The sequence below is a fragment of the Streptomyces sp. NPDC034049 genome (assembly GCF_055575575.1).
Genome location: NZ_JBVISJ010000002.1, coordinates 626,349 through 650,941 on the forward strand (window position 1 = coordinate 626,349; position 24,593 = coordinate 650,941).

Sequence of the window (24,593 nt, forward strand, 5' to 3'; positions counted from 1 at the left end):
CCCCCACCGCCCCGCGACCGACCTCAGCGCGCGGGAAGCGTCGTGTCCCCGACCGGCGCCCCCGCCTGCGGCGGCACCACGGACCCGCCGAACGCGAACTCCCGCAGCTTGCGCCAGACCCCGTCAGACCCCTGCTCGTAGAGTGCGAACCCGGTGCACGGCCACTGCGCCTCGTACCCGGCGAGCTCCTCGAACGCCCGGTCCATCGCCTCCTCGGCGATGCCGTGCGCCACGGTGACATGCGGGTGGTACGGGAAGTTCAACTCGCGTGCCACCGGCCCCGAGGCGTCCCGGACCTGCTTCTGCAACCAGCTGCAGGCCTCGGCGCCCTCGACGACCCGCACGTACACGACGGGCGACAGCGGGCGGAAGGTGCCCGTGCCGGACAGCCGCATGGGGAAGGGCCGCCCGGCCGCCGCGACCTCCCGGAGGTGCTGCTCGATCGCCGGGATGTCGGCGTCCTCGACCTCGGTCGGCGGCAGCAGCGTGACATGGGTGGGGATGCCGTGAGCCGCGGCGTCGCCGAAGCCCGCGCGCCGCTCCTGGAGCTGGCTGCCGTGGGGCTCCGGGACCGCGATCGACACACCGATCGTTACGGTCCCCACGTCGTCTCCTGTCGTCGTGTCATGCGAGTTGTCGTAGTCCTTGTCAGCCACGGTCCGTCGTGCCTGTCGCCGGTCGTACGGACAGTAGGTCGTACAGCCTGTCGGTCGTACGGACGATCGGTGGTACGGCCTGTCGGTCGTACCGGCTGTCCGTCGTACCGGCTATCGACTGTACGGCCACGGCGGTCCTCCGGGCAGGCGCAGCGGGAGTGATGTGCGGCGCTGTCGGTGGTGCGACGGGTGGTGCGGCAGGCGCTCGGGGGCAGAGGTGGTGCGGCTCAGTGCTTGGCGGGCAGGAAACCCACCGCGTCGTACGCCTGGGCGAGCGTCTCCGCCGCGACCGCGCGCGCCTTCTCGGCCCCCTTGGCCAGGATCGAGTCGAGCGTCTCCGGATCGTCCAGATACTGCTGGGTGCGCTCCCGGAACGGCGTCACGAACTCGACCATGACCTCGGCGAGGTCCGTCTTGAGCGCACCGTAGCCCTTGCCGACGTACTTCTGCTCCAGTTCCGCGATACCCGTCCCCGTGAGGGTCGAGTAGATGCTCAGCAGGTTGCTGACACCCGGCTTCTCCGTGGCGTCGAAGCGGATCACCGTGTCGGTGTCGGTGACCGCGCTCTTGACCTTCTTGGCGGTGGCCTTCGGATCGTCGAGCAGGTTGATCAACCCCTTCGGGGTCGACGCCGACTTGCTCATCTTGATCGCGGGGTCCTGGAGGTCGTAGATCTTCGCCGTCTCCTTCAGGATGTACGGCTTCGGGATCGTGAAGGTCTCGCCGAAGCGGCCGTTGAAGCGCTCGGCGAGGTCACGGGTCAGCTCGATGTGCTGGCGCTGGTCCTCGCCGACCGGCACCTCGTTCGCCTGGTAGAGCAGGATGTCCGCGACCTGGAGGATCGGGTACGTGAAGAGGCCGACGCTCGCGCGGTCGGCGCCCTGCTTGGCGGACTTGTCCTTGAACTGGGTCATGCGGGAGGCCTCGCCGAAGCCGGTGAGGCAGTTCATGACCCAGCCGAGCTGCGCGTGCTCGGGGACGTGGCTCTGGACGAAGAGCGTGCAGCGCTCCGGGTCGAGACCGGCGGCGAGCAGCTGCGCGGCGGCGAGCCTGGTGTTGGCGCGCAGGTCCGCGGGGTCCTGCGCGATGGTGATCGCGTGCAGGTCGACGACCATGTAGAACGCGTCGTGGGACTCCTGGAGGGCCACCCACTGGCGGACGGCGCCGAGGTAGTTGCCGAGGTGGAACGAGCCGGCGGTGGGCTGGATGCCGGAGAGCACGCGGGGTCGGTCAGAGGCCATGCTCACCATTCTCTCAGGTGTCGGGGGGCGTTCCGGAACCGACCGGAAACAGATGTGACACGGGTGGGAACCGATCCGGTCCGGGCGGTGTACCCATGATGTGAGAACGCGGGAGGGGGGCCGCATCGTCGATGAGGCCGCGGTGATCGCACGCGTACGCGCCGGGGAGCCGGAGGCCTATGCGGAGCTGGTGCGCGCCCATACGGGCATCGCGCTGCGGGCGGCGCGGGCGCTCGGCGCCGGTGCGGACGCGGAGGACGTGGTGCAGCAGGCCTTCTTCAAGGCCTACTGCACACTGGGCCGCTTCCGGGACGGTGCCGCGTTCCGGCCGTGGCTCCTGTCGATCGTGGCCAATGAGACGAGGAACACAGTGCGGACAGCGGGGCGCCAGCGGTCGCTGGCCGACCGGGAGGCCGCCTTCGTCGAGGCCGAGCCGCTGATACCGCCCTCGGCCGACCCGGCGGTCGCCGCGCTGGAGATAGAGCGGCGTGTCGCGCTCCTGGGCGCCCTGGAGAGGCTGAGCGAGGAACACCGGCTGGTCGTCACCTACCGCTACCTGCTGGAGATGGACGAGCCCGAGACGGCGGCCGCCCTGGGCTGGCCCCGGGGCACGGTGAAATCCCGCCTGAGCCGAGCGCTGCGCAAGCTGAGCCGCCTCCTGCCGGAATGCGAGCCGGGGGAAGCGATGGGCCGGAAGGGGGGAGGGGGTGAGGGGCGTGCGTGAACCGGGCGGGGACGAGGAGTGGGGACCGGGCGAGGGCCTGGGTCGTGCCGAGGCGTGGGGTCGAGGACGGTGGCCGGGCGGTGGGGACACTGAGGGTGAGGTGCGTGACGCCCGGTTGCCCGGGGAGTTGCGGGCGCTCGGGCGGGCGCTGGACCGGCCGGGGAGCGACGGGGACGAGACCATGGTCGAGCGCGTCCTCCAGCAGATACTCGCCGAGCGGGTGCCCACGCCGGTGCCCGAGCCGCCGGGGCCCGGGGAGCGGCTGCGGGCGGTGCGCCGGTGGGCCCGGACACGGTGGCGGGCGCTGATCGCCGCGCTGTGCGGGCTGCTCACGGCCCTCGTTCTCACCCCTCCGGTGCGGGCGGCGGTCGCCGACTGGTTCCGCTTCGGCGGGGTCGAGGTGCGGTACGACCCGTCGGCGACACCGTCGCCGCGCGCGAGGGTGCCCGGCTGCCCGGAGCCTGTCTCGCTCGCCGAGGCCGGGCGGCGGGCCGGGTTCGCTCCGCTCGTGCCGGGCGCGCTCGGCCGTCCGGACGTGGTGTCCGTCACCCGCGCGCCGAAGGACCGCTTCGTGATCACCCTCTGCTGGGACGAGCGCGGAGGGACCGTCCGGCTCGACGAGTACGCGGCCCGGCTGGCCCCCGAGTACGGCAAGACCGTGGCCGGTGAGCAGGCCGTCGAGTGGGTCGCGCTGGACGGGGTCGCGTACGACGCGCTGTGGTTCCCCGAGCCGCACCTGCTGCGCTTCTGGATGACCTCGGAGGACGGCTCCCGCTTCACCCGCTCCGAGCGTACGGCGGGGCCCACCCTGCTGTGGGTCCACGACGACGCGTTCACGCTGCGGCTGGAGGGCGTGGAGTCGAAGACACGGGCGCGGGAGATCGCGAACTCGCTGGACTGATCGGTCCCGGCCGGATGGGAACCCCGGCGGTTCGAGCGGTGTACCAGGAATGACACCGCGAGTGCGGAAGGGCCGCACCGGAATCGATCGGGGGGTGTCGGATGCGTGGACTGCGACAACTGACGGCGGGGGTGGGCGCGTTGCTGACGGCGTTGGCCCTGGTGCTGCTGGGGGCTCCGCCTTCGGCGGCCGGCGGGCCGACCAGCGTCCTGCTGGTCTCTCCGACCAGCCAGCGGACGGCTTCGCTGTACGGCACACACGAGGAGTACGACGACCTGGAGCGGCTCCTCGCCCGTACGGGCGGCGAGCTCGACCGGAGCCGGGAGGAGGCCCCGGAGTGGGGCCGGGAGGAGATATGGGGACAGCGGATCGGAAGCACCGTCAGCGTGACGTGGATGCTCCACGACGTGACGCCATGGCGGCTGGACCGGGTCTACACCGCCGCGCCGGACACCAAGGGCATCTGGATCCACACGACGCTCCTCACCGGCGAAGAGCCGTCGGGTTCCCCGGGCGTCGGCGTCTGGCACAGGGCGAAGCAGCCGGACCAGCTGCGGAGGCTTCTCTCCGGCCTGGAGATCGTGGGCCCGACCCGAGGTGATCCGGCCCCCGGAGCCCCGGAGCAGGACGAGCCGCCGGCGGGCGACACGACGGCCGGGGCGAGCGTGACGGCCGGGGCAGCCGCCGAGGTCAGGTCCGCGGCCGACGCGCCCGGTCCGGCCGACGGCGCCCACTGGGCGATACCCGCCCTGGCCCTGGGCCTGCTCCTCGGCGCAGGCGGTGCCACGGCCCTGCTGCGCCGCGCGGCGGCCCGGAACGGGTCCGGGCCGCCGCGGGAGCCCCGTCAGGAGCTGCTGGACGCCTGAGCGGCGGCGGTCGTGAGGCGCCCGCCACCGGGGCGGCGGTCAGAGGGTCGACCGGGTCAGCCGAGGTCGATCTCCGGGTACAGCGGGAAGCCGGCGACGAGGTCGGTGGCGCGACGGGAGATCTCGTCGGAGACCTTCGCGTCGAGGACGTGCTGGGCCTTGGAGGGGGCGCCGGACTTGGTGGTGCCGGGCTCGGCGGTGGTGAGGACGCGGTCGATGAGGCCGGCGACCTCGTCCATCTCGGCGGTGCCCAGCCCCCGCGTGGTCAGCGCGGGCGTGCCGATGCGGATGCCGGAGGTGTACCAGGCGCCGTTCGGGTCGGCCGGGATGGCGTTGCGGTTGGTGACGATGCCGGAGTCGAGCAGCGCGGCCTCGGCCTGGCGGCCGGTGAGACCGTAGGAGGTGGCGACGTCGATCAGGTTGAGGTGGTTGTCGGTGCCGCCGGTGACCAGGGTGGCACCACGGCGCATCAGCCCCTCGGCGAGGGCGCGGGAGTTGTCGACGATGCGCTGGGCGTAGTCCTGGAAGGCGGGCTGACGGGCCTCGGCGAGGGCGACGGCCTTGGCGGCCATGACATGCGGAAGGGGGCCGCCGAGGACCATCGGGCAGCCTCGGTCGACCTGGTCCTTGAGGGAGTCGTCGCACAGGACCATGCCGCCGCGCGGGCCGCGCAGCGACTTGTGGGTGGTCGTGGTGACGATCTGGGCGTGCGGTACGGGATCGAAGTCGCCGGTGAGGACCTTTCCGGCGACGAGGCCCGCGAAGTGCGCCATGTCCACCATGAGCGTGGCGCCGACCTCGTCGGCGATCTCGCGCATGATCCGGAAGTTCACCAGACGGGGGTAGGCGGAGTACCCGGCGACGATGATCAGCGGCTTGAAGTCACGCGCGGAGGCGCGCAGGGCCTCGTAGTCGATGAGGCCCGTGGCGGGGTCGGTGCCGTAGGAACGCTGGTCGAACATCTTGCCGGAGATGTTCGGGCGGAAGCCGTGGGTGAGGTGGCCGCCGGCGTCCAGGGACATGCCGAGCATGCGCTGGTTGCCGAAGGCCTGGCGGAGCTGGGCCCAGTCGGCGTCGGAGAGGTCGTTGACCTGGCGGGCGCCGGCCTTCTCCAGGAAGGGGACCTCGACGCGGTCGGCGAGGACGGACCAGAAGGCGACCAGGTTGGCGTCGATGCCGGAGTGCGGCTGGACGTAGGCGTGGCGGGCGCCGAAGAGTTCCTTGGCGTGCTCGGCGGCGAGGGACTCGACGGTGTCGACGTTGCGGCAGCCGGCGTAGAAGCGGCGGCCGATGGTGCCCTCGGCGTACTTGTCGCTGAACCAGTTGCCCATGGCCAGGAGGGTGGCCGGGGAGGCGTAGTTCTCGGAGGCGATCAGCTTGAGCATCTCGCGCTGGTCGGTGACCTCCTGGCCGATGGCGTCGGCCACCCGCGGCTCGACGGCGCGGATCACATCGAGGGCGGCACGGAAGGCGGTGGACTCGTGGGAGAGGGGCTCGGCTGACATGGGGACCTCCGGACGTTGCGTTCAGCGTTCACGGTACGGCCCAGGCGCACGGCACTCATCTTCCCCGGGCCGCTCCCTGATGGTCCATCCCATCCCAGCGCGCCAGTCACGACCCGCTGTCCACCCTATCGGGCGGCAGGGAGCGGCGGGCCGGGACGTCCACCATTCGAACGACGGGAGGAGGGGGCGTGGGTCAGAGGATCACGTGCGGGAGGAAGCGGGCGTACTCGTCGGTGACCAGGCCCGAGGACTCGCGGATACCGAGCCCCGCGGACTCGTTCTCGACGACCCAGGCGCCGAGGACGACGTGGTTGTCGTCGAAGGCCGGGAGGGGTGCCAACTCCTGGTAGCAGCAGGGCTCTTCACGGAGTACGACGGCCGTGTCGGGGGCGTGGAGGGTGACACCGGCGCCCTCGCGGCCGAGGAGGGGTTTGGCGACGTAGCCGGTGGTGGCGGCCAGTTCGCGGGGGCCGTCGAGATAGGCCGGGAGGAGGTTGGGGTGGCCGGGGAACAGCTCCCAGAGGACGGCGAGGAGGGCCTTGTTGCTGAGGAGCATCTTCCAGGCGGGTTCGATCCACATCGTGGTCCCGGTGCCGCCGCCGTTGTCGAGGGTGGCGAGGACATGGGGGGCGAAGCGGTCGGTGGTGAGCCACTCCCAGGGGTAGAGCTTGAAGATGCTGCGGATGAAGCGGAGCTTCTTGTCGACGAAGCGTTCGGAGAGGCGGTCCCAGCCGATGTCCTCCATGGAGATCCAGTCGGTGGCGAGTCCGGCCTGTTCGGCGGTCTCCTTCAGGTAGGCGACCGTCATCAGGTCCTCGCCGAGTTCGTCGCCGGCGGAGTGCGCGAAGTAGAGGGGGCTGCCCGGCGGAAGGAGGGGAGCCTGCTTCTTCCAGGCGTCGACGAGGCGTTCGTGGAGGGAGTTCCACTGGTCGGCGCCCGGGAAGCGTTGCTCCATCCAGAACCACTGAGGGCTGGCCGCCTCGACGAGCGAGGTCGGGGTGTCGGCGTTGTACTCCAGCATCTTGGCGGGGCCGGTCCCGTCGTAGCGGAGGTCGAAGCGGCCGTAGAGGGACGGCAGTTCGGCCCGTCGGCGCCACGCCTCGGCGACGAGGCCGGCGAGGCGTGGGTCGGTGATGCCGAGGTCGGCGAAGCGGTCCTCGGTCACGATGTGTTCGGCCGCCGCCAGGCACATCCCGTGCAGTTCCTCGACGACCTCCTCCAGCGCCTCGACCTCGGGCAGCGAGAAGACGTAGTACGCGCTCTCGTCCCAGTACGGACGCAGGGAGCCGTCGGGGTGGCGGGTCAGGGGATAGATGAGGCCCTGTTCCTCGACGGTCTCCTGCCAGCCCGGACGGGGTTCGATGGTGCGGCGTTCCATGGTGCTGCCTCGTCCGCCGGCTCAGCCGCCGCTGGAGCCGGAGCCGTCGCCGTCGCCCGAGCAGCCGAAGCCGTCCCGGTCGACGGCCTCGCTGCGGCTGAAGGTGCCGTAGTCGGCGCGGCCGCCGCTGACGTCCGCGTCGTAGTACCAGGCGGCGTCGACCGAGCCGGACTGGCTGCGGTTGCCGCTGCTGTTGCTCTTGCGGTTCTTGCCGTACGAGGAGGAACTGGAGCCCGAGTTGCAGTTCTTGTCGGCGATGATCTTGTAGCCGTTGGCGTAGTCGTAGCTGTCGCGGTCCACGCAGCGGCGGTCCGGATCGGAACCGCAGGAGGTCAGGGCCGCCGCGACGACGCCCATTCCCCCGAGTACGACCGTGCTGGACCGCAGCCGCCTGCGCTGTTCTCCCATGTGTGCTCCCCCGTAGGACTCGTGAGTCCCGTTGTACCGGGGCCGGCCCGCGATGCGTACGCGAGAACCGGCCACCCACTTATGTGCGCTTTGCCGGCGCTCAGACTAGTGATCGACTCCCGCAGAGGGCCAACCGGGTGCGGAGCGACGGTTACGGGCGGCGGATCGCCGCCAGCGAGCGGACGGCCTGGGCGCGCAGGACGTCGGCGAGTTCGGGGGAGGCCGATGCGTCCAGGGTGAAGTCGGTGTCGACCGAGGTGATCATCCAGGCGAGGTCGCGCGGGGTCTCGGCGCCCAGGTGCAGCAGACAGCGGTCGTCGTCGAGGGGTTCGAGGACGCCCATGCCGGGCCAGAGCCGTTCGGCGACCGACGCGGCCGGCTCGTGCAGGGTGACGGTGGCCCGGAAGGGCCAGGCCCGGGAGGACAGGCGGTGCGCGAGATAGGTCGCCGCGTCGCCGTCGGGCAGAGCGCGCGGGGCGAAGCGTGGTCCCGTCGGTGTGCGCGGCACGAGGCGGTCGACGCGGAAGGTGCGCCAGTCGGCGCGGTCCAGGTCCCAGGCGACGAGATACCAGTGCCGGTCGAAGCTGACGAGCCTGTGCGGCTCGACGGTGCGGACGCGGCGGGCGGGAGTGGGGGTGGCGGTGGCGGTGGGAGCGGCGGTGGATCGGGGAGGGTGAGGGTGGGGATCGGGGGTGGAGGTGTGGGGGCTGGTGTAGTCGAAGCGGAGGCGTTCGTGGCGGCGGCAGGCCTCGGCGATGGCCATGAGGGTGTCCGGCGAGACCTTGGGGGCCGGGGCAGCACCGGCCCGGTCGGTGGCGTGGTGCAGGGTGGTCACCCGGTGTCGCAGCCGGGACGGCAACACCTGCTCCAGCTTGCCGAGCGCGCGCAGCGAGGCCTCCTCGATGCCGGTCACCGTGCCCTCGGCGGCGGTGCGCAGTCCGACCACGACCGCGACGGCCTCCTCGTCGTCGAGCAGCAGGGGCGGCAGGCTCGCGCCGGCGCCGAGCCGGTATCCGGCGGCGCCCCGAGCGGCGTGCACGGGGTAGCCGAGGTCACGCAGTCGCTCGACGTCCCGCCGCAGGGTGCGCCGGCTGACGCCGAGCTGCTCGGCGAGTTCCGCGCCGGAGCGGTCACGGTCGCGGTGGCTCTGCAGCAGGGCGAGCAGTTTCAGCAGTCGTCCGGAGGTCTCCAGCATGGTCATGAGGGTGCCGCAGAGTTAGGACCGGAGCTGACCCAACCGGTTCGTAGCGTCGGAGCCATGACGAAGCCGACAGCAGCTGCCCTTCCCTCGTCCGAGCCCCACCTCGACGTCGACCCCGGCCTGGCAGCCCCGGGCACACCCGCACCCACTCCCACTTCCACCTCCGCTCCCGCTCCCACCCCGTTCCGGATCGCGGTCCCGCAGGACCGGCTCGACGACCTGCGCCGACGGCTGGCCGACACCCGCTGGCCCGACGAACTGCCCGGTGTGGGCTGGAGTCGGGGCGTGCCGAGCGGATATCTGAAGGAACTCGCCGAGTACTGGCGCACCGGCTTCGACTGGCGGGCGCAGGAGGCGGCGCTCAACGCGTACGACCAGTACACGGCCGAGGTCGACGGACAGAACGTGCACTTTCTGCATGTGCGGTCACCGGAGGCGGGGGCCACGCCGTTGCTGCTGCTGCACGGATGGCCGGGCTCGGTGGTGGATTTCCTGGACGTCATCGGCCCGTTGTCGGATCCCCGGGCGCACGGCGGGGACCCGGCAGACGCGTTTCACCTGATCGTTCCGTCACTGCCGGGGTTCGGGCTCTCCACACCGCTGGCGGGGCCCGGGATGGACGCGGCCCGCACGGCCACGGTGCTCACGGGGCTGATGTCACGTCTGGGGTACGAGCGGTACGGGGTCCAGGGGTACGACACCGGGTCGTGGATCGCGCCCGAGATGGGCAGGCAGGCACCGGACCGGGTCGTCGGGGTCCACGTCAACGCCCTGATCGCCTTCCCCGCCGGGGCGGAGGGCGAGACGGACGGCCTCAGCGAGGTCGAGGAGCGGCGCTGGCAGGCCATGCAGGACTTCAACGACGGCTATCTCCAGTGCAATTCCAAACGGCCGCAGACGGTGGCGTACGGGCTCACGGACTCCCCCGTGGGGCAACTGGCCTGGATCGTCGAGAAGTTCAAGGAACTCACGGATCCCGAGGACGGGCTGCCCGAGGACAGCGTCGACCGGGACCGCATGCTGACGAACGTCTCGCTGTACTGGTTCACCGGCACGGCCGCGTCGGCCGCGCAGATCTACTACGAGGAGATCTCCGCGAGTTCCTGGGGCGAGGCGGGCGGTGGGGGCGCGAAGGTACCCACCGCCGTGCTGGTCTCGGCGCACGATGTGACGGTCCGGCGCTGGGCCGAGCGGGACCACGACATCGTGCGGTGGACCGAACTCGACCGCGGGGGCCACTTCCTCTCCCTGGAGGCCCCGGAGGCACTCGTCGAGGACGTCCGGGAGTTCTTCCGCGACCTGCGGAGAAGGTGAAGCAGGTCGAGGTGGAGGTGCAGGTGGAGGGCCACGACGGGGACGCGCACGGGGCGCTCGTGTTCCGGAAGGCCGCCCCCGTGCTCACCCCTGTACGCAGGTCGCTCCCGCCGGGCACAGGGAGTCGACCGCCATCGTGACCGGTTTGCGCAGTGTGTCGAGCGGGGTCGACTCGGGGGCGCTGAGGCGGACGCCGTAGATCTGGTCGTCGGCCGTGCGGAAGCGGTGGTCGACGACCTGACGGGGGCCCAGATCGCCGTCACCGTCGAAGCGGTAGACGACCTCGGCGAAGCTGTCGTCGTCGGCGGTGGCGCGGTCGATGACGCGGTAGCCGGGGAGGCGGGCGAAGCCGTAGTTCTCGTTCTCGGCCAGCTCCATGGACTCGGCGGGACTGCCCTCGCTGATCTGGAAGAGCTGGAGGATCCGGCTGCCGTCCGGGGACTCGTACGTCACGACGGGGGGTTTGCCCGCCGGCGTCTTCGCGGTCCGGTCCCAGCCGGAGGGCACGTAGACGGTGAAGCCCGCCGGGTCGTCGGAGCGTACATAGCCGGGGGCGCCATCCGCGCCGTCGCTCCCGTCCTCGCCCCCGTCCGCGCCCTGGACCGTACCGCCGTCCCCCGCGTCGTCCTCGTCCCCGGTGTCCGACCGCTTCGGGGTGGCCGGGGCGGTGGTCCCGCCGTCCTCGGAGCCCGCCGCCGAGACGGAGGGCGGGGGCGTGGAGGCGGAGGTGTCCGTGGCCGCCGTGCGGGTCGGGTCGTCGTCCCGGGCCAGGGACCACACCCCGAATCCGATGCCGCCGCCGAGCAGCGCGGCCAGTACGACGATGGCCGCCGTGCGCGGCCAGGGGCTGCCGCCCCCTCCGGAAGGCTCGTCCACCCAGCGCCCTTGGTGCGGGTCCCAGCGCGTCATCCCGTCCCCCTTGCCGACGTCGGCTCCTCATGACGTGCGTAGGCAGACGATAGCGGCGAACACGCCGAACAGGCCCCGTCCTGGCTGAAACCGGGACAGGGCCTGCGTGGGTGAGCTAAGGGGAGGTCGTCCCCGGGAGGGCTGCTCAGATGAGGCCGAGCGCGCGAACCGCCTCGCGCTCCTCCGCCAGCTCCTGGACCGAGGCGTCGATCCGGGCGCGGGAGAACTCGTTGATCTCCAGGCCCTGGACGATCTCGTACGTGCCGTCCTTGACGGTGACGGGGAAGGAGGAGATGAGGCCCTCGGCCACACCGTAGGAACCGTCGGACGGGATGCCCATGGAGGCCCAGTCGCCCTCGGCGGTGCCGTTGACCCAGGTGTAGACGTGGTCGATGGCGGCGTTGGCGGCGGAGGCGGCCGACGAGGCGCCACGGGCCTCGATGATCGCGGCGCCACGCTTGGCGACGGTCGGGATGAAGTCCTCGGCGAGCCACTTCTCGTCGCCCACGACCTCGGCGGCGTTCTTGCCGGCGACCGTGGCGTGGAAGATGTCCGGGTACTGGGTCGCGGAGTGGTTGCCCCAGATCGTGAGCTTCTTGATCTCGGAGACCGGGACGCCCGTCTTCTTCGACAGCTGGGTCAGCGCGCGGTTGTGGTCCAGGCGGGTCATCGCGGTGAAGCGCTCGGCCGGGACGTCCGGCGCGGCGGCCTGGGCGATGAGGGCGTTGGTGTTGGCCGGGTTGCCGACGACGAGGACCTTGATGTCGTCCGCCGCGTGGTCGTTGATGGCCTTGCCCTGCGGCTTGAAGATGCCGCCGTTGGCCTCGAGCAGGTCGCCGCGCTCCATGCCCTTGGTGCGGGGGCGGGCGCCGACGAGCAGACCGACGTTGGCGCCGTCGAAGGCCACGTTCGGGTCGTCCGTGATGTCGATGCCCTGAAGGAGCGGGAAGGCACAGTCGTCCAGCTCCATGGCGGTGCCCTCGGCGGCCTTGAGCGCCGGCGTGATCTCCAGGAGGCGGAGCTTGACCGGCACGTCCGCGCCGAGCAGCTGGCCGGAGGCGATGCGGAAGAGCAGGGCGTAACCGATCTGGCCGGCCGCGCCGGTGACGGTGACGTTCACGGGAGTGCGGGTCATGGCGTTCTCCGTATGACAGCTGGCGGTGGGGCGTCCCTGCCCCTGCGGGACGTACAAATGATCGATCTCTCGGCATCAAGAGATCGGTGGTCAGGCTATCGCGCATCCGGGATCCCGGACGGCCGGGGTTCGTGTGGCCCACCCCACAAGTCGCGCCGCGGGGAGGACCACACGAAAGAGGCGGCCGCCGGTCCGGGGGGTGGGACCAAGGCGGCCGCCTGTGGGGGTGCCGGGCCGGGAAGACGGTGCGCGTCTCCCGGGCGGGCCGGACTCCCGTGGGGGTACTCTCCGCCTGCCCCGGAGTTCGTCGAACATTCCACTTACGCCGTGATTACTTTTCCGGCAGGAGTGGTGACCGAACGTGACGGGCGCGCGCCCCTTCCGGGGGCGCGCGCCGGACCACTCCCTCACCGGCCTCTTCCCGCACGGCCCGCTACCCCGTGCAGCCCTTCTGCCCCGATGCCAGCGTCGCGCAGGCCGTGGCCTCGCCCGCGTCCTTGACGGCGATCATCTGCGTGTACGCGATGTTGTCGCCGGCGGCTTCGATGGCGGCGGTCTGCTTGGTCTTTCCGACCGTGACCTGGACCTCGTCGCCCTGGGTGGCGCCCGTGATGCGCGCCCAGGCGGCCTGGCAGGCCTTGCTGTAGCGGACCTCGACCCGGGTGGTGCCGATCGTGGCCTCGTCGGTGGTCCGGACGAGGTTGCCGATGCACCCCATGGTCTCGGGGTCCTTGCCGGCACAGTCCTTGCCGCTGCACTTCACGCCGGCCGGGAGGTCGGGGTTCGCGCCGAGCGAGGTCGACGGGGAGGTCGACGGCGTGCCCTCCGCCTGGTCCTTGCCGTCACCGTTGGTGAGGAAGAAGGCCGCCGCGATCACGACGAGCGCGCCGACGGCTCCGGCGAGGAACATCGTCACGCGCCGTCTCGGCTGCGAGTCGCCCTCGTCGGGGCGGCCGCCACCGCCCGGCGGCGGCCCGAAGGCACCGGAGGGAGCCGAGGCGTCACCGCCGGCCCGGACGCCACCGGAGCCCGCGGCACCGGCCGGGCCCCGGGACGACGACACCGACGAAGCCGACGACACCGGGGCGGAGCCCGGGGCGGCCCCCGACGAGACCGACGACGGTGACGGCTGCGACGGCGCCGCTCCCCAGCTGATGCGGGACGCGCCCCCGGCGACCGCCCCGGCCCCACCGGCCCCGCCGTACGGAGGGGCGGAGGAGGACACGGAGGGAGCGGACGGCGACGAGGTGGACGGCGTGTGCGCACCCCCGTACGGCGCGCGCGGGATGCGATCGCTCGGGGAGCGCGGCTGCACCGGGACGGTCGGTGAGACGCCCGCCGGGCCCGCCACGCCCGGAGTCGCGGTGACGCTGCGGCCCGCTCGGGCGTTCCGGCCGCCGCCGCCCTTGACGGTGGCCTGACCGCCCGTCTCGCCGAGGGCGGCGCGGGCCTGCGAGATACGGATCGCTTCCATGGTCATGTCGTGGCGCATCTCCGAACGGCTCCAGGCCCGCTCGGCCAGCTCCCACATGGTGGTCAGATGGACGGGATCGGTACCGGTCACCTCGGCCAACGCGACGATCGCGCCTTTCGGCGCGAGGAGTCTGCCGTTGAGATACCGCTCCCAGGACGTCTTGCTGTAGCCCGTGCGGTCGGCCACCGCGGCGACACTCAGCCCACCGCGGTCGACGAGCCGACGGAGCTGGCCCGCGAACTCCCTGACCTGTGGATCGAGTTCATCCGGCAAGGCCCTCCAACGAGGCATTACTTCCCCCTCTTCCCCCCGTACGTCTCTCCGTACGACCCGGGGCCCTCTCCGAAGCCCCGTTCTGGCCTACCCACTGGGATGCGCCCAGCGGGGATGCCAGTTCCCCGAAAAGGGGCGCGCGGGAGCATTTCGGACCTGCTCATACGCCGTCGCACGCCCCCCAACGGTCTGCGGTCCAGTGTCCCACCGGCATCCCGGATTTCCGGGCGGAATCGCAGGTCCAGGCACGGGACGTCCCGGCCCATCCCAAATGCCCACGTTAGCCCTGGTGTCGAGCGGGTCGGCCGCACATCCTCGAACTTGTCAACACATCGACACACCGATCACACAGGCACGGTCACCCGAGTCGAACAGGGGCTCGTGCGCCTCGTACACACCGACGGGGGACGTGTGCGTCAGTGAACGTCGACAGGTCAACGGGGACCAGGGGGATCACATGCAACTCAAGGCCAGGCTGCTGCTCGCGGCCGTCGCCGTGACGGCCTCGGCCGGGCTCGCGCTCGGTACCGCCGTTCCGCTCGCCGCGGCGTCCTCGCCGCACGTCGTCGACGGCTCCGGTGCCGCGTACAACGACTGGGGCGACGAGGGCACGCTGTCCGTCAACTCGCACTCCGAGAGCAACGCGACGCGGCTGTGGCAGAGCGTCCTGTACGCCGACGGCGCCAAGTGGAAGGACTCCAGCGGCACTCTGCACACCTTCACCGCGTGGGACATCGACGGGGTCTTCGGCTGGAAGACCCGCTCGGCGACCAAGTACTGGCAGGCCCAGGAAGACCTGGAGGACGTCGACGGCATCGTCGGCAAGGAGACCTTCGGTCAGGCCGACGGCTTCCTCGACGGGCCGGCCGGCGACGGCGGGGTGACGTACGCGGGCCTGGCGCACGAGGTGGACTTCAAGCGCCTCGACGGGGACTACTACGTCAGGATCGGCTCGAAGTGGAAGGTCGCCGCGTACGACTGGCGCGGCTGAGGGGCCGACCGGCGCCGACCGGTGACGGCGCGTGCCGCCGGTGCCCGCGGGCGCCCCGGCCGCCGACGGGGGTCGTCACGACAGCGTGACGGCCCCTATCAGCGCGGCGGCGACCAGGAGCAGGGCGACCAGGACGGCGAGGGCGGCGTACAGGGCGATGCGGCCGGGCGGGCGGGGGGCCGGTTCGTCGGCGGGGGTGTCCCACCAGGGGAGCGTGGGGTCGTCCTCGTAGGCCTCCGCCGCGTTCTCCGCCCGCTCCCCCGCGGTGCCGGGGTCGGACGGCGGGGCCGGCGGCACCGTCTGGGGGGCCGGGCGCGGCCAGGCCCGTAGGGCCAGTTCCCGGAGCGCCCCGAACCGTTCGGCGTCCTCCCCGGCGACCCGGCACAGGGCCACGACCGCCTGCCGGGGCGGGGGCTGGCTGCCGTTGAGGTACCGCTGCCAGGAGGACTTGCTGTACGCGGTGCGCGCGCCGAGTGCGACGAGACTCAGTCCCGTGCGGTCCTTCAGCAGGCGCAGCTGTTCGACGAAGTGCTGTACCTCCGGGGGGAGTTCGTCCGGCAGCGGCTGCCAGGCGCTCATCGGGCTGCCTCCTCGGCTCGAGGGCGGGTCTGAGCAGGTGACGACGGTCGTGGGTGCACCGGTTCCCACCAGTACGGGCGTCGGAGCTGTGACGTTCGGAGCGTGGGCCTGGGTGTCCTGGAGGGGCGTGGAGTGACGGGGGCGGAGGCGTGAGGCGAAGCGAGGAGCGCGACGGGGGCGCGTGGCAGGGCCCACGCTCCGGCGTTGTGCTGCCATGCCCGGATGACGTCCGGGTGCCGTCGCCGTGGCCTGATGCGGACACCTTGGCGGAATGGTCACTTCCGTGACACAGCGGCCTGCCAGGTGTTGAACAGGTTGTTCGCCGTGCAGGAACGTGGAGTGCGACGGCGGTCCGTCCTTACTCGGGGGAGGGGACGGACCGCCGTCGCACCGTGCCGGGGCCGGGGGCGAGGCGGTTGGGCTCAGCCGGTCTCCTCGTCGCCCACCGTGAAGTGCAGCGTGTCCTTGAGGAACGGGATCTCCAGCAGCGGCCTGGGCTGGGCCATCAGCGCGAGCAGCACGATGGTGGTGCCCAGGACGATGTACGTGGCCATGTCGGTGAAGCGGGAGCGGACGGCGAGCATGCCGACGTCCCGGACGGCCCAGCGCAGCGCGGCACCGGCGAGCAGCGCGACGCCGATCAGGATGGTGCCGGCCCGGAACGCGTCCAGCGCGGTGAGCAGGAGCCCGAGGGCCACGGTGCTCAGCACGGCGAGGATGGGCCACTGCCGGACAGGGGCCGGCGCCTCGCGCGACGCGGCCCGGCCACCGCCCTCGGGCGGCGCGGTGTCCTTGGTGAACATGGGAAACCGCCGGGTGCCACGCACGGGCTTCCCATCGGCCCCGGGCACGCTGATGTGATCCGACACCTCGATCTCACCGGCGCCCGCCCCGGACTCCGGCCCACCGCCGGCCTCACCCGCCCCGGAAGCCCGGGAAGCACTGCCCGACTCGGCGTCGCCGGAGGGCTGGGTTGCCTTGGCAGCCGTGTTCGACCCGGATTCCCCGGAGGGCGGGGTGGACCGGGCAGTCTCGGTCGTCTCGGTCGTCTCGGTCGTCTCGGTCGTCTCGGCCGCCTCAGCCGCCTCGGCCGCCTCGGCCGCCTCAGCAGCCTCGGTCGTCTCAGCAGCCTTGGCGGTTTTGGCCGCCCCAGTCGGCTCTGCGGCACCGCCAGCCTCGGCCGCCCCGGTCGCCCCCTCCACGCCAGCCGCCCCCGCCTGCGCAGCCGACCCGGTCGCCTCGGCGGGCCCGGTGGTTCCAGCCGCGTCCGCCGGCGCCACCGTCTCGGTGGCCCCGGCCGGCCCGTTCACCGCGGCGGAGCCGGTCGTTTCCGTCGTCCTCGACATCTGTGCCCTCTCCGACGGCGCCGCCCCGTCGCGCGCGCCGTTCTCGCGGTGCGGCTCGGCGGGCTCGGCCGCTGTCTTTCCGGGGACGCCGGCGGCCGACGCCCCGAGTGGTCCGGCTCGGTACGGGGACCCCGGTGGTCCGGACGTCCCCCTCGCCCTGCCGTCAGCCGACACTGCGCTCCGCCGCCTCGACCACATTGACGAGCAGCTGCGCGCGGGTCATCGGCCCGACACCCCCGGGGTTGGGGGAGATCCAGCCGGCGACCTCGGCGACACCGGGGTGCACATCGCCGACGATCTTGCCCTCGGCGGAGCGGGAGACACCGACGTCGAGGACGGCTGCGCCCGGCTTCACGTCCTCGGGCCGGATCAGGTGGGCCGAGCCCGCCGCGGCGACGATGATGTCGGCGCGCTTGAGGTGCGCGGCCAGGTCCCGCGTGCCGGTGTGGCACTGGGTCACCGTCGCGTTCTCGCTGCGTCGGGTCAGCAGCAGTGGCATCGGGCGCCCGATGGTGACACCGCGCCCGACGACCACGACCTCGGCGCCCTTGATCTCGACGCCGTACTGCCGGAGCAGGGTGAGGACACCGTTCGGGGTGCAGGGCAGCGGCGCGGGCTCGTTCAGGACGAGGCGCCCGAGGTTCATCGGGTGCAGTCCGTCCGCGTCCTTGTCGGGGTCCATCAGTTCGAGGATGCGGTTCTCGTCGATGCCCTTGGGCAGCGGCAGCTGCACGATGTACCCGGTGCACGCGGGGTCCTCGTTCAGTTCCCGCACCACCGCCTCGATCTCCTCCTGCGTGGCGGTCGCGGGCAGTTCGCGCTGGATGGAGGCGATGCCGACCTGCGCGCAGTCGCGGTGCTTGCCCGCCACGTACTTCTGGCTGCCGGGGTCGTCCCCGACCAGGATCGTGCCGAGTCCGGGCGTGACGCCCTTCTCCTTCAGCACCGCCACGCGGGCGGTCAGATCGGACTTGATCGCGGCTGCGGTGGCCTTGCCATCGAGAATCTGGGCGCTCATGGCCCCAATCTTCGCGGATGACCGGCGCCGGGTTCCAATCCGGTCACCAGGCGGACGCCCTCCGACCCGTGCCGAGCCGGATCGCGGTCCGTTCCCGGGCAAGATCGGATGTGTTGCACTTGCACAACACCCGGCGAATCGCCCTGGACATCCGGGCGGGCATATAAAACGATTGAGACACAGTGCCGCGGGCACTGCCGGGGGGCGTGACCATTACCAGAGCAGGGCATTCCTCCGAACCGTGCCGCGCGTCCCCGCACCAGGCAACGGAGGAAACCCCGCCATGAGCTTCGGCGACCCGAACAACCCGTACGGCCAGCCCAAGCAGCAGCCCGCCCAGGGCTACGGCTACCCGCAGCAGAACCAGCCCCAGCAGCCGGGGTACGGCTACCCGGCCGCCCCGCCGGTCTCCCAGGGCTACGGCGGCTACCCGAACGCGCCCGAGACCATGCCCAGCTCGGTGAACGCGGCCCGCATCATGCTCTGGGTCATCGTCGGCCTCCAGGTCGTCGGCGTGCTCCTGTACGGCATCGGCGCGATCGGTGTGGCGGCGGCCAGCGACAGCACCGAGGACCCGGCCCTGGCGGAGGCGCTGGGCAACATCCCCACCGGCCAGATGGTGGCGATCGCCGTCTTCGCGGTGGCCTGGCTCGTCTACGCGATCATGCTGGCCGTGAAGTTCAAGTCCGGCGGCAACGGCGTACGCGTCGCCGCACTGGTCTTCGGCATCATCACGGCCGTCCTGGGCGTCTTCCCGTTCTTCCTGATCGGCCTGGTCCACCTGGTGCTGGGCATCCTGATCGCCGTCTTCGTCGGCAACGCGGCCGGCAAGGCGTGGTTCAACCGCCCGCGCTACTGAACTGAACCGCCGAACACAGCGAAGGGCCGTACCCCCGCACACCGGGGGCACGGCCCTTCGGCGCGTTCACGCCAGACAGGCGCCGGGCACCGGCATGGGCCCCACCGTGTTCACGGAGCTGTCCCAGGTCTGCGTCCCACCGGGCCGGAGCGCGTAGCTGAAACCGCCGGTCACGCAGTAGGTGACGCGGGTCATGTTGGTGACCTCGGTGACCCGCAGAGCCGGGTCGAACGTGGCCCGCTCGCCCTCCCTGACCAGGACCGGCTGCGTGCCCAGCAGCGGTTGGAGACACACGTACCCGACCTGGCAGATCACCACGGCCTCGTCCTCGGCGGCCGCGGCGCCGCCCACCCCCGTACCGAGCGCCACCGCGAGTGCCGCCCCGACGGCGGCGCCCCGGCGTGTCCGCCCCGACCTGTTGCGCATGACTGACCCCCTGAGTCCCGAGCGATTGGACCGGCCCCTCGACCCTCGCAGCGGAACGCCCGCCTCTGCACCGGGGTATCGGCCATTCCGCATACCGCCGTCGCAGGTGTCACGGAAACGCCGCTTACGCCGGACCTGTGGTGTTTGCCTCCCCGGCCCGTACTCTGACGCGTCCATGTCTGCCTCGGGGGAGGAACCAGTCATGCACAGCATCATCGTCGTGCCCGTGCCCGTGCCCGTGCCCGTGCCCGTCGACGGAGGACGACCGGGCGAACAGGTCCGGCTCGCACCCGGCGAGTCCCTGCCCTTCGGCCGTACGCGGCGGCCGGGCACGCCGCATCTGACCATCGCGCACGAGGGCGTGTCCCGGGAGGCCGGGGAGATCACGGCCACGGGCGCCTACTGGACGCTCAGCAATCTGAGCCGCGCGCAGACGTACGTGGTGGAGAACCCGGAGGGCGCCGGCGAACACATCAAGGTCGCGCCGGGGCGGCTGGACGCGCCGGTGCCGTTCGAGTTCTCGCGGGTGGTGCTGCCCGCGGGCAGCGAACTGCTCAGCTTCGACGTCTGGGCCCCGCGCCACGACTTCCTCGACCAGGCCGGCCCCCGTGACGGCTCGCCCACCGCGTCCGCGTTCCCGCTCGACCGGGGCAAACGGTACTTCCAGGTGCTGGCCGCCCTGTGCGCCCCACGGCTGCGCGGCGAACCGCACGCCGCGCTCGCCACCGCCGACGAACTGGTCGAACTGCTGCGCCCCGGCTGGCCGTCGGTGTCCCGCACCGCCGTGCAGTGGAACATCGACTACCTGGCCGTCAAGCTGCGGCTGAAACCGGCCCCGGAGTCCGCGCCGCCCGGCGGCGCCCGCCTCAACGGCAAGAAGGACCGCCTGGTCTCCCTGGCCCTGCGCTTCGACCTCGTCCGCGAGTCCGACCTGACGGTGCTGAAGGCCGGTGCGGACCGATGAGCACACGGGAGCCGTACGCCGTGCCGGTGCCGAAGGGGTACCGCGTCGGCGTCTGGGAGATCCGTGAGCCGTTGGCCTCCGGGGCCTTCGGAACGGTGTACGCCGCGCGGCGCACCGAACCGGCCGAGGGACTGCCCGCCGAGGCCGCCCTGAAGTTCCACCCCACCGGCACCCGCACCCCGCGCCAGCTGCGCCACCTCCAGGAACTCGCCCAACGCGAGAAGGAGTTGCTGCTCCGGCTGCGCCGTCCGCGCCTCATCCGCATGTACGAGACGCTCACCGTGGACGACCCGTCGGAACCCCTGCTCGACGGCGCCTCCGTCCTCGTACTGGAACGCGCCGAGGGCTCCCTCGACCAGTTCATCGACCAACTGGCCGCACGGGCGCGGGGACAGCGGGCCGTCGCCCTGCCGGGCGGGCCCTCGCTCCTCGCCCAGATCTGCGAGGGAATCGCCCACCTCCACCACGCGGGCTGGGTGCACGGCGACCTCAAGCCCGCCAACGTGCTGCTGATGGCGGACGGTTCGGTACGGCTCGCCGACTTCAACCTGGCCGCCGAACTGGAGGGCACCCATGCCTACTCCCCGGCGTTCAGCACTCCCGACTACACCCCGCCCGAGCTGCTCTGGGCCGAGGTCGGCGAGCACGGGCACCGGACCCGCCCGACCGCCGACATCTGGGCGTTCGGCGTCCTCGCCCATCTCGTCCTGACCGGCGGTCCACCCTTCCCGGGCGCCGCCCCGCCGGCCCGGCGGGACGCGGTCCTGCGCTACGCGAGCGGCCGCGAGGAACTACGGCTCTCCCCCGAACTGCCCGGCCCCTGGCGGCAGATCGTCACCGACTGCCTGGCCCCGACCCACGCCGCCCGCGCCCCGCACACCGCGTCGTCCCTGCTCCGCCGCGTCGAGACGGCGGCCGGGGCGGCACGCTCCCCGCGCCTCCCCCGGCTGCGGCCGAGGCGCGGCCCCCATCCGGCCCTCCTCGGCGGACTGGCCGCGCTCACGGTCGTGTCCCTCGCCACGGCCGGCCTGCTGGCCCTGCGCGAACCGGCCCCGCAGGGCTACGAGCGCTGCGACCGGGGTGACGTCTGCTTCTTCACCGAGGCGGACGGACAGGGCGAGATGTGCGCCTGGTACGAGTACGACGACGACTGGCTGGGCGGGATCATCACCTGCGACTGGGCGAAGGACACCCGGCCCAGGTCGGTCTTCAACAACGGCTACTCCGGCGACCCGCACGCCGACGTCGAACTGTTCCGCGAGCCGAACCGCGAGGAACCGTTCGGCTGTGTCCAGGAGAACGCCAAGGTCAACTACCCGGGCGGCCTGGTGCTCCGCTCCCACGAGTGGGTGGAGTCGTGCTGAACGACGGGCCACCGACCGGCCGACCCCATCGCCCCGGCCGACCCTATGACCTTCGAGGTACCGGGACGCGGGCCGGACCCGGATGCTTGAGGCGTTCGCAGCGAACAGCACGACAGCAACACGAATCACGCGCACCGCGAGAACCACGAGAACACCACGGGGAACACGGGGAAACGGGGAAAAGATGACGACGACAACGACAACCGCGACGGCCACCGACACGCCCGCGCGGCGCAGGACGGCCGTCGCGCTCGCCGCGACCGCCGTGGCGCTCTCCTTCGGCCTGACGGCCGGGGGTTCGGCCGCGGCCGCACCGGCGTCCACGTCCACGTCCGACGCGGGTGACGTGGCGGCGGCGGCCAAGCCGAGGTTCCAGATGCCGTTCCAGTGCAACACGCACTGGCGGATCGACACCTGGGGCCACAACCCGGCCATCGACATGGTGGTGAAGGGGAACACCGGCTCCTCCGGGAAGCCCGTCTACCCCGGTTACAAGGGCAAGGTCGTCAAGGCCTACAAGGACTCCGGCGCCGGCAACATGATCATCATCAATCACGGCGGCGGCTGGTACACCGCGTACTACCACCTGAAGGACAGCGCCACCAAGTACGTCAAGGTGGGCCAGACCGTCGGCGCGAAGAAGCAGATCGGCCGCATCGGGGCCACCGGCAAGAACAGCGGCAACCACGCCCACCTGCACTACGAGCAGCGGTACCGGACCAACGGGGTCCCGACCGAGAAGCACCGCAAGCCGGTGCACTTCAACGGCAAGTCCTACACGGGCAAGAGCAAGACGTGGAAGGACGTCGTCAGCAAGAACTGCTGATCCGAGCCGCCCTTCGGTACGGCCCGCCGGACATGCTCCGGCGGGCCGTACACGGCTGGGCCCGCGCGGTAGTCTCTCGTCAACTCCTGTTGCCCATGGGACCGTTGAGGCAGCGCACGACCAGAGAGAACACCACCCGGGGGACCCATGTCAGACCAGCGGCCCGGACCGCCGCCGCACGCCCCGGCGTCGGGTGACCTCGCGCTGGAGCCGACCGGCGCGAGCCCGCTGCGGCCGTCGGACCCCGCGCGCCTCGGGCCGTACGTACCGCTCGGGCTGCTCGGCAGCGGCGGAATGGGCCGGGTGTATCTGGCCCGGCCGGCCGACGACGGCCCCGGGCTCGCCGCGGTGAAGGTGATCCGGCCGGAGTACGCCGAGGACACGGAGTTCCGGCGCCGGTTCCAGCGCGAGGCGGGCGTGCACGACCGGATCCGTACGCCGTACGCGCCCCAGCTGCTCGGCACCGGCTTCGAGCCCGAGGACGAGCACGGGCGCGAACTCCTCTGGATGGCCACGGAGTATCTGCCGGGCCTCAACCTCACGGACGCGGTCCGCGACTGCGGCACGCTGCCGCCCGCCGCGGTCTGGCGTCTGGTGGGCGAACTCGGCCGGGCCCTGTCGGCGCTGGCGGCGGCCGGGGTGGTCCACCGCGACCTCAAGCCCTCCAACGTCCTGGTCTCCGCCGACGGCGTCCACGTCATCGACTTCGGCATCTCGCAGGCGGTGGACAGCAGTGCGATCACCATCACCGGGAGCCGGGTGGGCACGCCCGCGTACATGTCGCCGGAGTACCTCAGGGACGGCCGCTGCGACGCCGCCTCCGACATCTTCTCCCTCGCCGGGACCCTCGTGTACGCCGTCACCGGCCACGCCCCGTTCGGCGACGGCACCGGCGTCGACGTCATGCACCGGGTTGCCTTCGAGGAACCCAAGCCGGCGCTGATGTCCGAACTGGCCTCGGCCGACCCCTCGCTGGCCGCCCTGCTCACCGCCTGCCTCGCCAAGAACCCGGCCGACCGTCCCACCCCGGCCCACCTCACCGAGGCCGCCGCCGACACCGGTCGCCCCTGGCCCGACCCCCTGCACTCCCGCCTCCTCGCCCGCCGGCAGTCCTGCGCGTCCCTGGCCCACGCCACCGTCCGGGAGACGGCCCACCTCCGCCTCCCGACCCGGCGCGCCAAGCCCTCGGCGGCCGTACCGGCCGGGGTCCAGGCGCAGGGGGCCGCCGATGCGCCGGGTGCTGTCGACACGCCCGCGCCCCGCCTCCCGGGTGGTCACGCCGGAACACCGGGCGGTCCGTACGGAGGACCGACACCGGCCGGGACGTACGGGCCGCCGACACCGCCGGCCACGGCGTACGGAACCCCCACCCCGGCCGGTGCGTACGGAGCCTCCACACCTCCCGGTGAGTACGGCGTCCCGGCACCGGCCGGGACGTACGGGCCGCACGCGCCGGCGCCCGGCCCGTACGGAGCGCCGCCGACCTCGGGCGGAGGTCAGGGGCCCACCGTCACGTCGGTGGCACCCCGGCGGCGCAAGGGGGCGTACTTCGCCGTCGTGGCCGCGTCGGCGATGTGCGCGGTGGCCGTGGGGGCGTACTTCGTCACCCGGGCGCCCGTCGAGGACTCCGCGTCCGCCGCGCCGACCGCCGGTACGACCACGGCGCCCGACGGGAAGGCCGCGGCCCCCCTGCCGGGTTCCTCCGACTCGCCGTCGCCCTCCGCCGAGAAGGACAAGGAGAAGAGGGACGGGGCGAGCCCGACCCCGGGGCCCTCGCGGGAGACGGCCGACGCCACCCCCGGCGACACGGCCGGCCCCACCCCCGGCGCCGAAGGTTCCTCGGGCGGTGAAGGCGGCTCGGCGGCGCCCACCCCCGCCCCCACCGCCACCAAGACCGCGACGAAACCCGCCACCCCCGCCTGGATCTCCCAGTGCACGTACTACTCCGGCACCGAACTCACCGACCGGGGCGACGAGGGGCAACGCGTCGTACAGGTGCAGTGCATGCTCCAGAAGCGCGGCTACAGCGTCGGCGGCTCGGGCGTGGACGGCAAGTTCGGCAAGGACACGGAGTCGGCGGTCGAGCAGTTCCAGGCCGCGAAGAGGCTGGAGGTCGACGGCCAGGTGGGGCCCGACACCTGGGCGGCACTGCGCGGCACGACGTAGCGGTGCGGCCGCCGCGGACGCGTACGACGCGGGGCCCGTCGGAACGTCGTCCGACGGGCCCCGCGCAGC

General features: G+C 72.3%; 23 protein-coding genes and 1 riboswitch. Of the genes, 10 read left to right on the plus strand and 13 right to left on the minus strand.

Features of this window, described 5'->3' with window-relative positions:
* Positions 1-23 precede the first annotated feature (23 nt).
* Both ACZ52C_RS07605 and trpS read right to left on the minus strand, forming a co-directional pair.
* Complete coding sequence (locus ACZ52C_RS07605) at positions 24-605, minus strand: 2'-5' RNA ligase family protein (RefSeq protein ID WP_469073862.1); 582 nt, start codon at positions 603-605, stop codon at positions 24-26.
* Between the two features lie 278 nt (positions 606-883).
* Positions 884-1,897, minus strand: a complete 1,014-nt coding sequence (trpS, locus tag ACZ52C_RS07610; protein ID WP_469073863.1) for a tryptophan--tRNA ligase — start codon at positions 1,895-1,897, stop codon at positions 884-886.
* A 100-nt stretch (positions 1,898-1,997) separates the two neighbouring features.
* Here trpS and ACZ52C_RS07615 point away from each other — a divergent pair, with 100 nt between their 5' ends.
* The 3 genes from ACZ52C_RS07615 to ACZ52C_RS07625 all read left to right on the plus strand — a co-directional run bounded on the left by ACZ52C_RS07615 (position 1,998) and on the right by ACZ52C_RS07625 (position 4,388).
* Entirely contained in the window at positions 1,998-2,621 is a 624-nt protein-coding gene (locus tag ACZ52C_RS07615) for an RNA polymerase sigma factor (protein WP_469073864.1), read from the plus strand.
* Positions 2,622-2,721: 100 nt separating this feature from the next.
* A complete protein-coding gene (locus ACZ52C_RS07620) occupies positions 2,722-3,522 on the plus strand; it encodes a hypothetical protein (RefSeq protein WP_469073865.1) in 801 nt (266 codons plus the stop codon).
* Between the two features lie 101 nt (positions 3,523-3,623).
* Positions 3,624-4,388: a hypothetical protein gene (locus ACZ52C_RS07625; RefSeq protein WP_469073866.1), complete on the plus strand. Its 765-nt coding sequence runs from the start codon at positions 3,624-3,626 to the stop codon at positions 4,386-4,388.
* A gap of 56 nt (positions 4,389-4,444) precedes the next feature.
* Here ACZ52C_RS07625 and ACZ52C_RS07630 read toward each other — a convergent pair whose 3' ends face one another.
* The 4 genes from ACZ52C_RS07630 to ACZ52C_RS07645 form a co-directional block, all read right to left on the minus strand.
* Entirely contained in the window at positions 4,445-5,893 is a 1,449-nt protein-coding gene (locus ACZ52C_RS07630) for a glycine hydroxymethyltransferase (RefSeq protein WP_469073867.1), read from the minus strand.
* A 31-nt stretch (positions 5,894-5,924) separates the two neighbouring features.
* Positions 5,925-6,013: riboswitch (ZMP/ZTP riboswitch) on the minus strand.
* Positions 6,014-6,086: 73 nt separating this feature from the next.
* The gene (locus tag ACZ52C_RS07635; RefSeq protein ID WP_469073868.1) at positions 6,087-7,271 is read right to left on the minus strand and encodes a glutathionylspermidine synthase family protein; all 1,185 of its coding nucleotides are present in this window, start codon (positions 7,269-7,271) and stop codon (positions 6,087-6,089) included.
* A gap of 21 nt (positions 7,272-7,292) precedes the next feature.
* A complete protein-coding gene (locus ACZ52C_RS07640; protein WP_045559552.1) occupies positions 7,293-7,679 on the minus strand; it encodes a hypothetical protein in 387 nt (128 codons plus the stop codon).
* A gap of 151 nt (positions 7,680-7,830) precedes the next feature.
* Positions 7,831-8,874, minus strand: coding sequence for a helix-turn-helix transcriptional regulator (locus tag ACZ52C_RS07645; protein WP_469073869.1), 1,044 nt, complete (start codon positions 8,872-8,874; stop codon positions 7,831-7,833).
* A gap of 63 nt (positions 8,875-8,937) precedes the next feature.
* Here ACZ52C_RS07645 and ACZ52C_RS07650 point away from each other — a divergent pair, with 63 nt between their 5' ends.
* Positions 8,938-10,194 (plus strand): epoxide hydrolase family protein, encoded by a 1,257-nt coding sequence (locus ACZ52C_RS07650; protein WP_469073870.1) that lies wholly within the window; start codon positions 8,938-8,940, stop codon positions 10,192-10,194.
* A gap of 84 nt (positions 10,195-10,278) precedes the next feature.
* Here ACZ52C_RS07650 and ACZ52C_RS07655 read toward each other — a convergent pair whose 3' ends face one another.
* The 3 genes from ACZ52C_RS07655 to ACZ52C_RS07665 all read right to left on the minus strand — a co-directional run bounded on the left by ACZ52C_RS07655 (position 10,279) and on the right by ACZ52C_RS07665 (position 14,003).
* The gene (locus tag ACZ52C_RS07655) at positions 10,279-11,103 is read right to left on the minus strand and encodes a hypothetical protein (protein ID WP_469073871.1); all 825 of its coding nucleotides are present in this window, start codon (positions 11,101-11,103) and stop codon (positions 10,279-10,281) included.
* Between the two features lie 145 nt (positions 11,104-11,248).
* Positions 11,249-12,238, minus strand: a complete 990-nt coding sequence (locus ACZ52C_RS07660; RefSeq protein ID WP_319102831.1) for a malate dehydrogenase — start codon at positions 12,236-12,238, stop codon at positions 11,249-11,251.
* 433 nt (positions 12,239-12,671) lie between these two features.
* Positions 12,672-14,003 carry a helix-turn-helix domain-containing protein gene (locus ACZ52C_RS07665; RefSeq protein ID WP_469073872.1) on the minus strand — a complete coding sequence of 444 codons (1,332 nt, stop codon included), beginning with the start codon at positions 14,001-14,003 and terminating at the stop codon, positions 12,672-12,674.
* A gap of 439 nt (positions 14,004-14,442) precedes the next feature.
* On the opposite strand from ACZ52C_RS07665, the gene ACZ52C_RS07670 reads away from it, so the two are divergent.
* Positions 14,443-14,976: a peptidoglycan-binding domain-containing protein gene (locus ACZ52C_RS07670; protein ID WP_469073873.1), complete on the plus strand. Its 534-nt coding sequence runs from the start codon at positions 14,443-14,445 to the stop codon at positions 14,974-14,976.
* A gap of 75 nt (positions 14,977-15,051) precedes the next feature.
* On the opposite strand, the gene ACZ52C_RS07675 is transcribed toward ACZ52C_RS07670, so the two are convergent.
* The 3 genes from ACZ52C_RS07675 to ACZ52C_RS07685 all read right to left on the minus strand — a co-directional run bounded on the left by ACZ52C_RS07675 (position 15,052) and on the right by ACZ52C_RS07685 (position 17,919).
* Positions 15,052-15,555, minus strand: coding sequence for a helix-turn-helix domain-containing protein (locus ACZ52C_RS07675; protein ID WP_469073874.1), 504 nt, complete (start codon positions 15,553-15,555; stop codon positions 15,052-15,054).
* Positions 15,556-15,977: 422 nt separating this feature from the next.
* On the minus strand, positions 15,978-16,430 hold the full coding sequence (locus ACZ52C_RS07680; protein ID WP_469074172.1) for a DUF3017 domain-containing protein: 453 nt from the start codon (positions 16,428-16,430) through the stop codon (positions 15,978-15,980).
* A gap of 634 nt (positions 16,431-17,064) precedes the next feature.
* Positions 17,065-17,919: a bifunctional methylenetetrahydrofolate dehydrogenase/methenyltetrahydrofolate cyclohydrolase gene (locus tag ACZ52C_RS07685; protein ID WP_469073875.1), complete on the minus strand. Its 855-nt coding sequence runs from the start codon at positions 17,917-17,919 to the stop codon at positions 17,065-17,067.
* 283 nt (positions 17,920-18,202) lie between these two features.
* Here ACZ52C_RS07685 and ACZ52C_RS07690 point away from each other — a divergent pair, with 283 nt between their 5' ends.
* Positions 18,203-18,778, plus strand: coding sequence for a hypothetical protein (locus ACZ52C_RS07690; protein ID WP_469073876.1), 576 nt, complete (start codon positions 18,203-18,205; stop codon positions 18,776-18,778).
* 66 nt (positions 18,779-18,844) lie between these two features.
* Here the strand turns inward: ACZ52C_RS07690 and ACZ52C_RS07695 are convergent, their stop codons facing one another.
* Positions 18,845-19,204 carry a hypothetical protein gene (locus ACZ52C_RS07695; RefSeq protein WP_469073877.1) on the minus strand — a complete coding sequence of 120 codons (360 nt, stop codon included), beginning with the start codon at positions 19,202-19,204 and terminating at the stop codon, positions 18,845-18,847.
* 202 nt (positions 19,205-19,406) lie between these two features.
* Here ACZ52C_RS07695 and ACZ52C_RS07700 point away from each other — a divergent pair, with 202 nt between their 5' ends.
* The 4 genes from ACZ52C_RS07700 to ACZ52C_RS07715 all read left to right on the plus strand — a co-directional run bounded on the left by ACZ52C_RS07700 (position 19,407) and on the right by ACZ52C_RS07715 (position 24,524).
* Entirely contained in the window at positions 19,407-20,168 is a 762-nt protein-coding gene (locus tag ACZ52C_RS07700; RefSeq protein WP_469073878.1) for an FHA domain-containing protein, read from the plus strand.
* A complete protein-coding gene (locus ACZ52C_RS07705; RefSeq protein WP_469073879.1) occupies positions 20,165-21,532 on the plus strand; it encodes a protein kinase domain-containing protein in 1,368 nt (455 codons plus the stop codon). Before ACZ52C_RS07700 ends, ACZ52C_RS07705 begins: the two co-directional genes overlap by 4 nt.
* A gap of 184 nt (positions 21,533-21,716) precedes the next feature.
* A complete protein-coding gene (locus ACZ52C_RS07710; protein WP_469073880.1) occupies positions 21,717-22,358 on the plus strand; it encodes a M23 family metallopeptidase in 642 nt (213 codons plus the stop codon).
* Positions 22,359-22,505: 147 nt separating this feature from the next.
* Positions 22,506-24,524, plus strand: coding sequence for a protein kinase domain-containing protein (locus tag ACZ52C_RS07715; protein WP_469073881.1), 2,019 nt, complete (start codon positions 22,506-22,508; stop codon positions 24,522-24,524).
* Positions 24,525-24,593 lie beyond the last annotated feature (69 nt).

Bases quoted from the DNA above. Each gene is read 5' to 3' on its own strand.
- ACZ52C_RS07645 (WP_469073869.1), bottom strand. From the start codon at position 8,874: ATGCTGGAGACCTCCGGACGACTGCTGAAACTGCTCGCCCTGCTGCAG.
- ACZ52C_RS07670 (WP_469073873.1), top strand. From the start codon at position 14,443: ATGCAACTCAAGGCCAGGCTGCTGCTCGCGGCCGTCGCCGTGACGGCC.
- ACZ52C_RS07630 (WP_469073867.1), bottom strand. From the start codon at position 5,893: ATGTCAGCCGAGCCCCTCTCCCACGAGTCCACCGCCTTCCGTGCCGCC.
- ACZ52C_RS07640 (WP_045559552.1), bottom strand. From the start codon at position 7,679: ATGGGAGAACAGCGCAGGCGGCTGCGGTCCAGCACGGTCGTACTCGGG.
- ACZ52C_RS07710 (WP_469073880.1), top strand. From the start codon at position 21,717: ATGACGACGACAACGACAACCGCGACGGCCACCGACACGCCCGCGCGG.
- ACZ52C_RS07690 (WP_469073876.1), top strand. From the start codon at position 18,203: ATGAGCTTCGGCGACCCGAACAACCCGTACGGCCAGCCCAAGCAGCAG.
- ACZ52C_RS07635 (WP_469073868.1), bottom strand. From the start codon at position 7,271: ATGGAACGCCGCACCATCGAACCCCGTCCGGGCTGGCAGGAGACCGTC.
- ACZ52C_RS07665 (WP_469073872.1), bottom strand. From the start codon at position 14,003: ATGCCTCGTTGGAGGGCCTTGCCGGATGAACTCGATCCACAGGTCAGG.
- ACZ52C_RS07685 (WP_469073875.1), bottom strand. From the start codon at position 17,919: ATGAGCGCCCAGATTCTCGATGGCAAGGCCACCGCAGCCGCGATCAAG.
- ACZ52C_RS07655 (WP_469073871.1), bottom strand. From the start codon at position 11,103: ATGACGCGCTGGGACCCGCACCAAGGGCGCTGGGTGGACGAGCCTTCC.
- ACZ52C_RS07695 (WP_469073877.1), bottom strand. From the start codon at position 19,204: ATGCGCAACAGGTCGGGGCGGACACGCCGGGGCGCCGCCGTCGGGGCG.
- ACZ52C_RS07705 (WP_469073879.1), top strand. From the start codon at position 20,165: ATGAGCACACGGGAGCCGTACGCCGTGCCGGTGCCGAAGGGGTACCGC.
- ACZ52C_RS07675 (WP_469073874.1), bottom strand. From the start codon at position 15,555: ATGAGCGCCTGGCAGCCGCTGCCGGACGAACTCCCCCCGGAGGTACAG.
- ACZ52C_RS07715 (WP_469073881.1), top strand. From the start codon at position 22,506: ATGTCAGACCAGCGGCCCGGACCGCCGCCGCACGCCCCGGCGTCGGGT.
- ACZ52C_RS07700 (WP_469073878.1), top strand. From the start codon at position 19,407: ATGCACAGCATCATCGTCGTGCCCGTGCCCGTGCCCGTGCCCGTGCCC.
- trpS (WP_469073863.1), bottom strand. From the start codon at position 1,897: ATGGCCTCTGACCGACCCCGCGTGCTCTCCGGCATCCAGCCCACCGCC.
- ACZ52C_RS07625 (WP_469073866.1), top strand. From the start codon at position 3,624: ATGCGTGGACTGCGACAACTGACGGCGGGGGTGGGCGCGTTGCTGACG.
- ACZ52C_RS07660 (WP_319102831.1), bottom strand. From the start codon at position 12,238: ATGACCCGCACTCCCGTGAACGTCACCGTCACCGGCGCGGCCGGCCAG.
- ACZ52C_RS07650 (WP_469073870.1), top strand. From the start codon at position 8,938: ATGACGAAGCCGACAGCAGCTGCCCTTCCCTCGTCCGAGCCCCACCTC.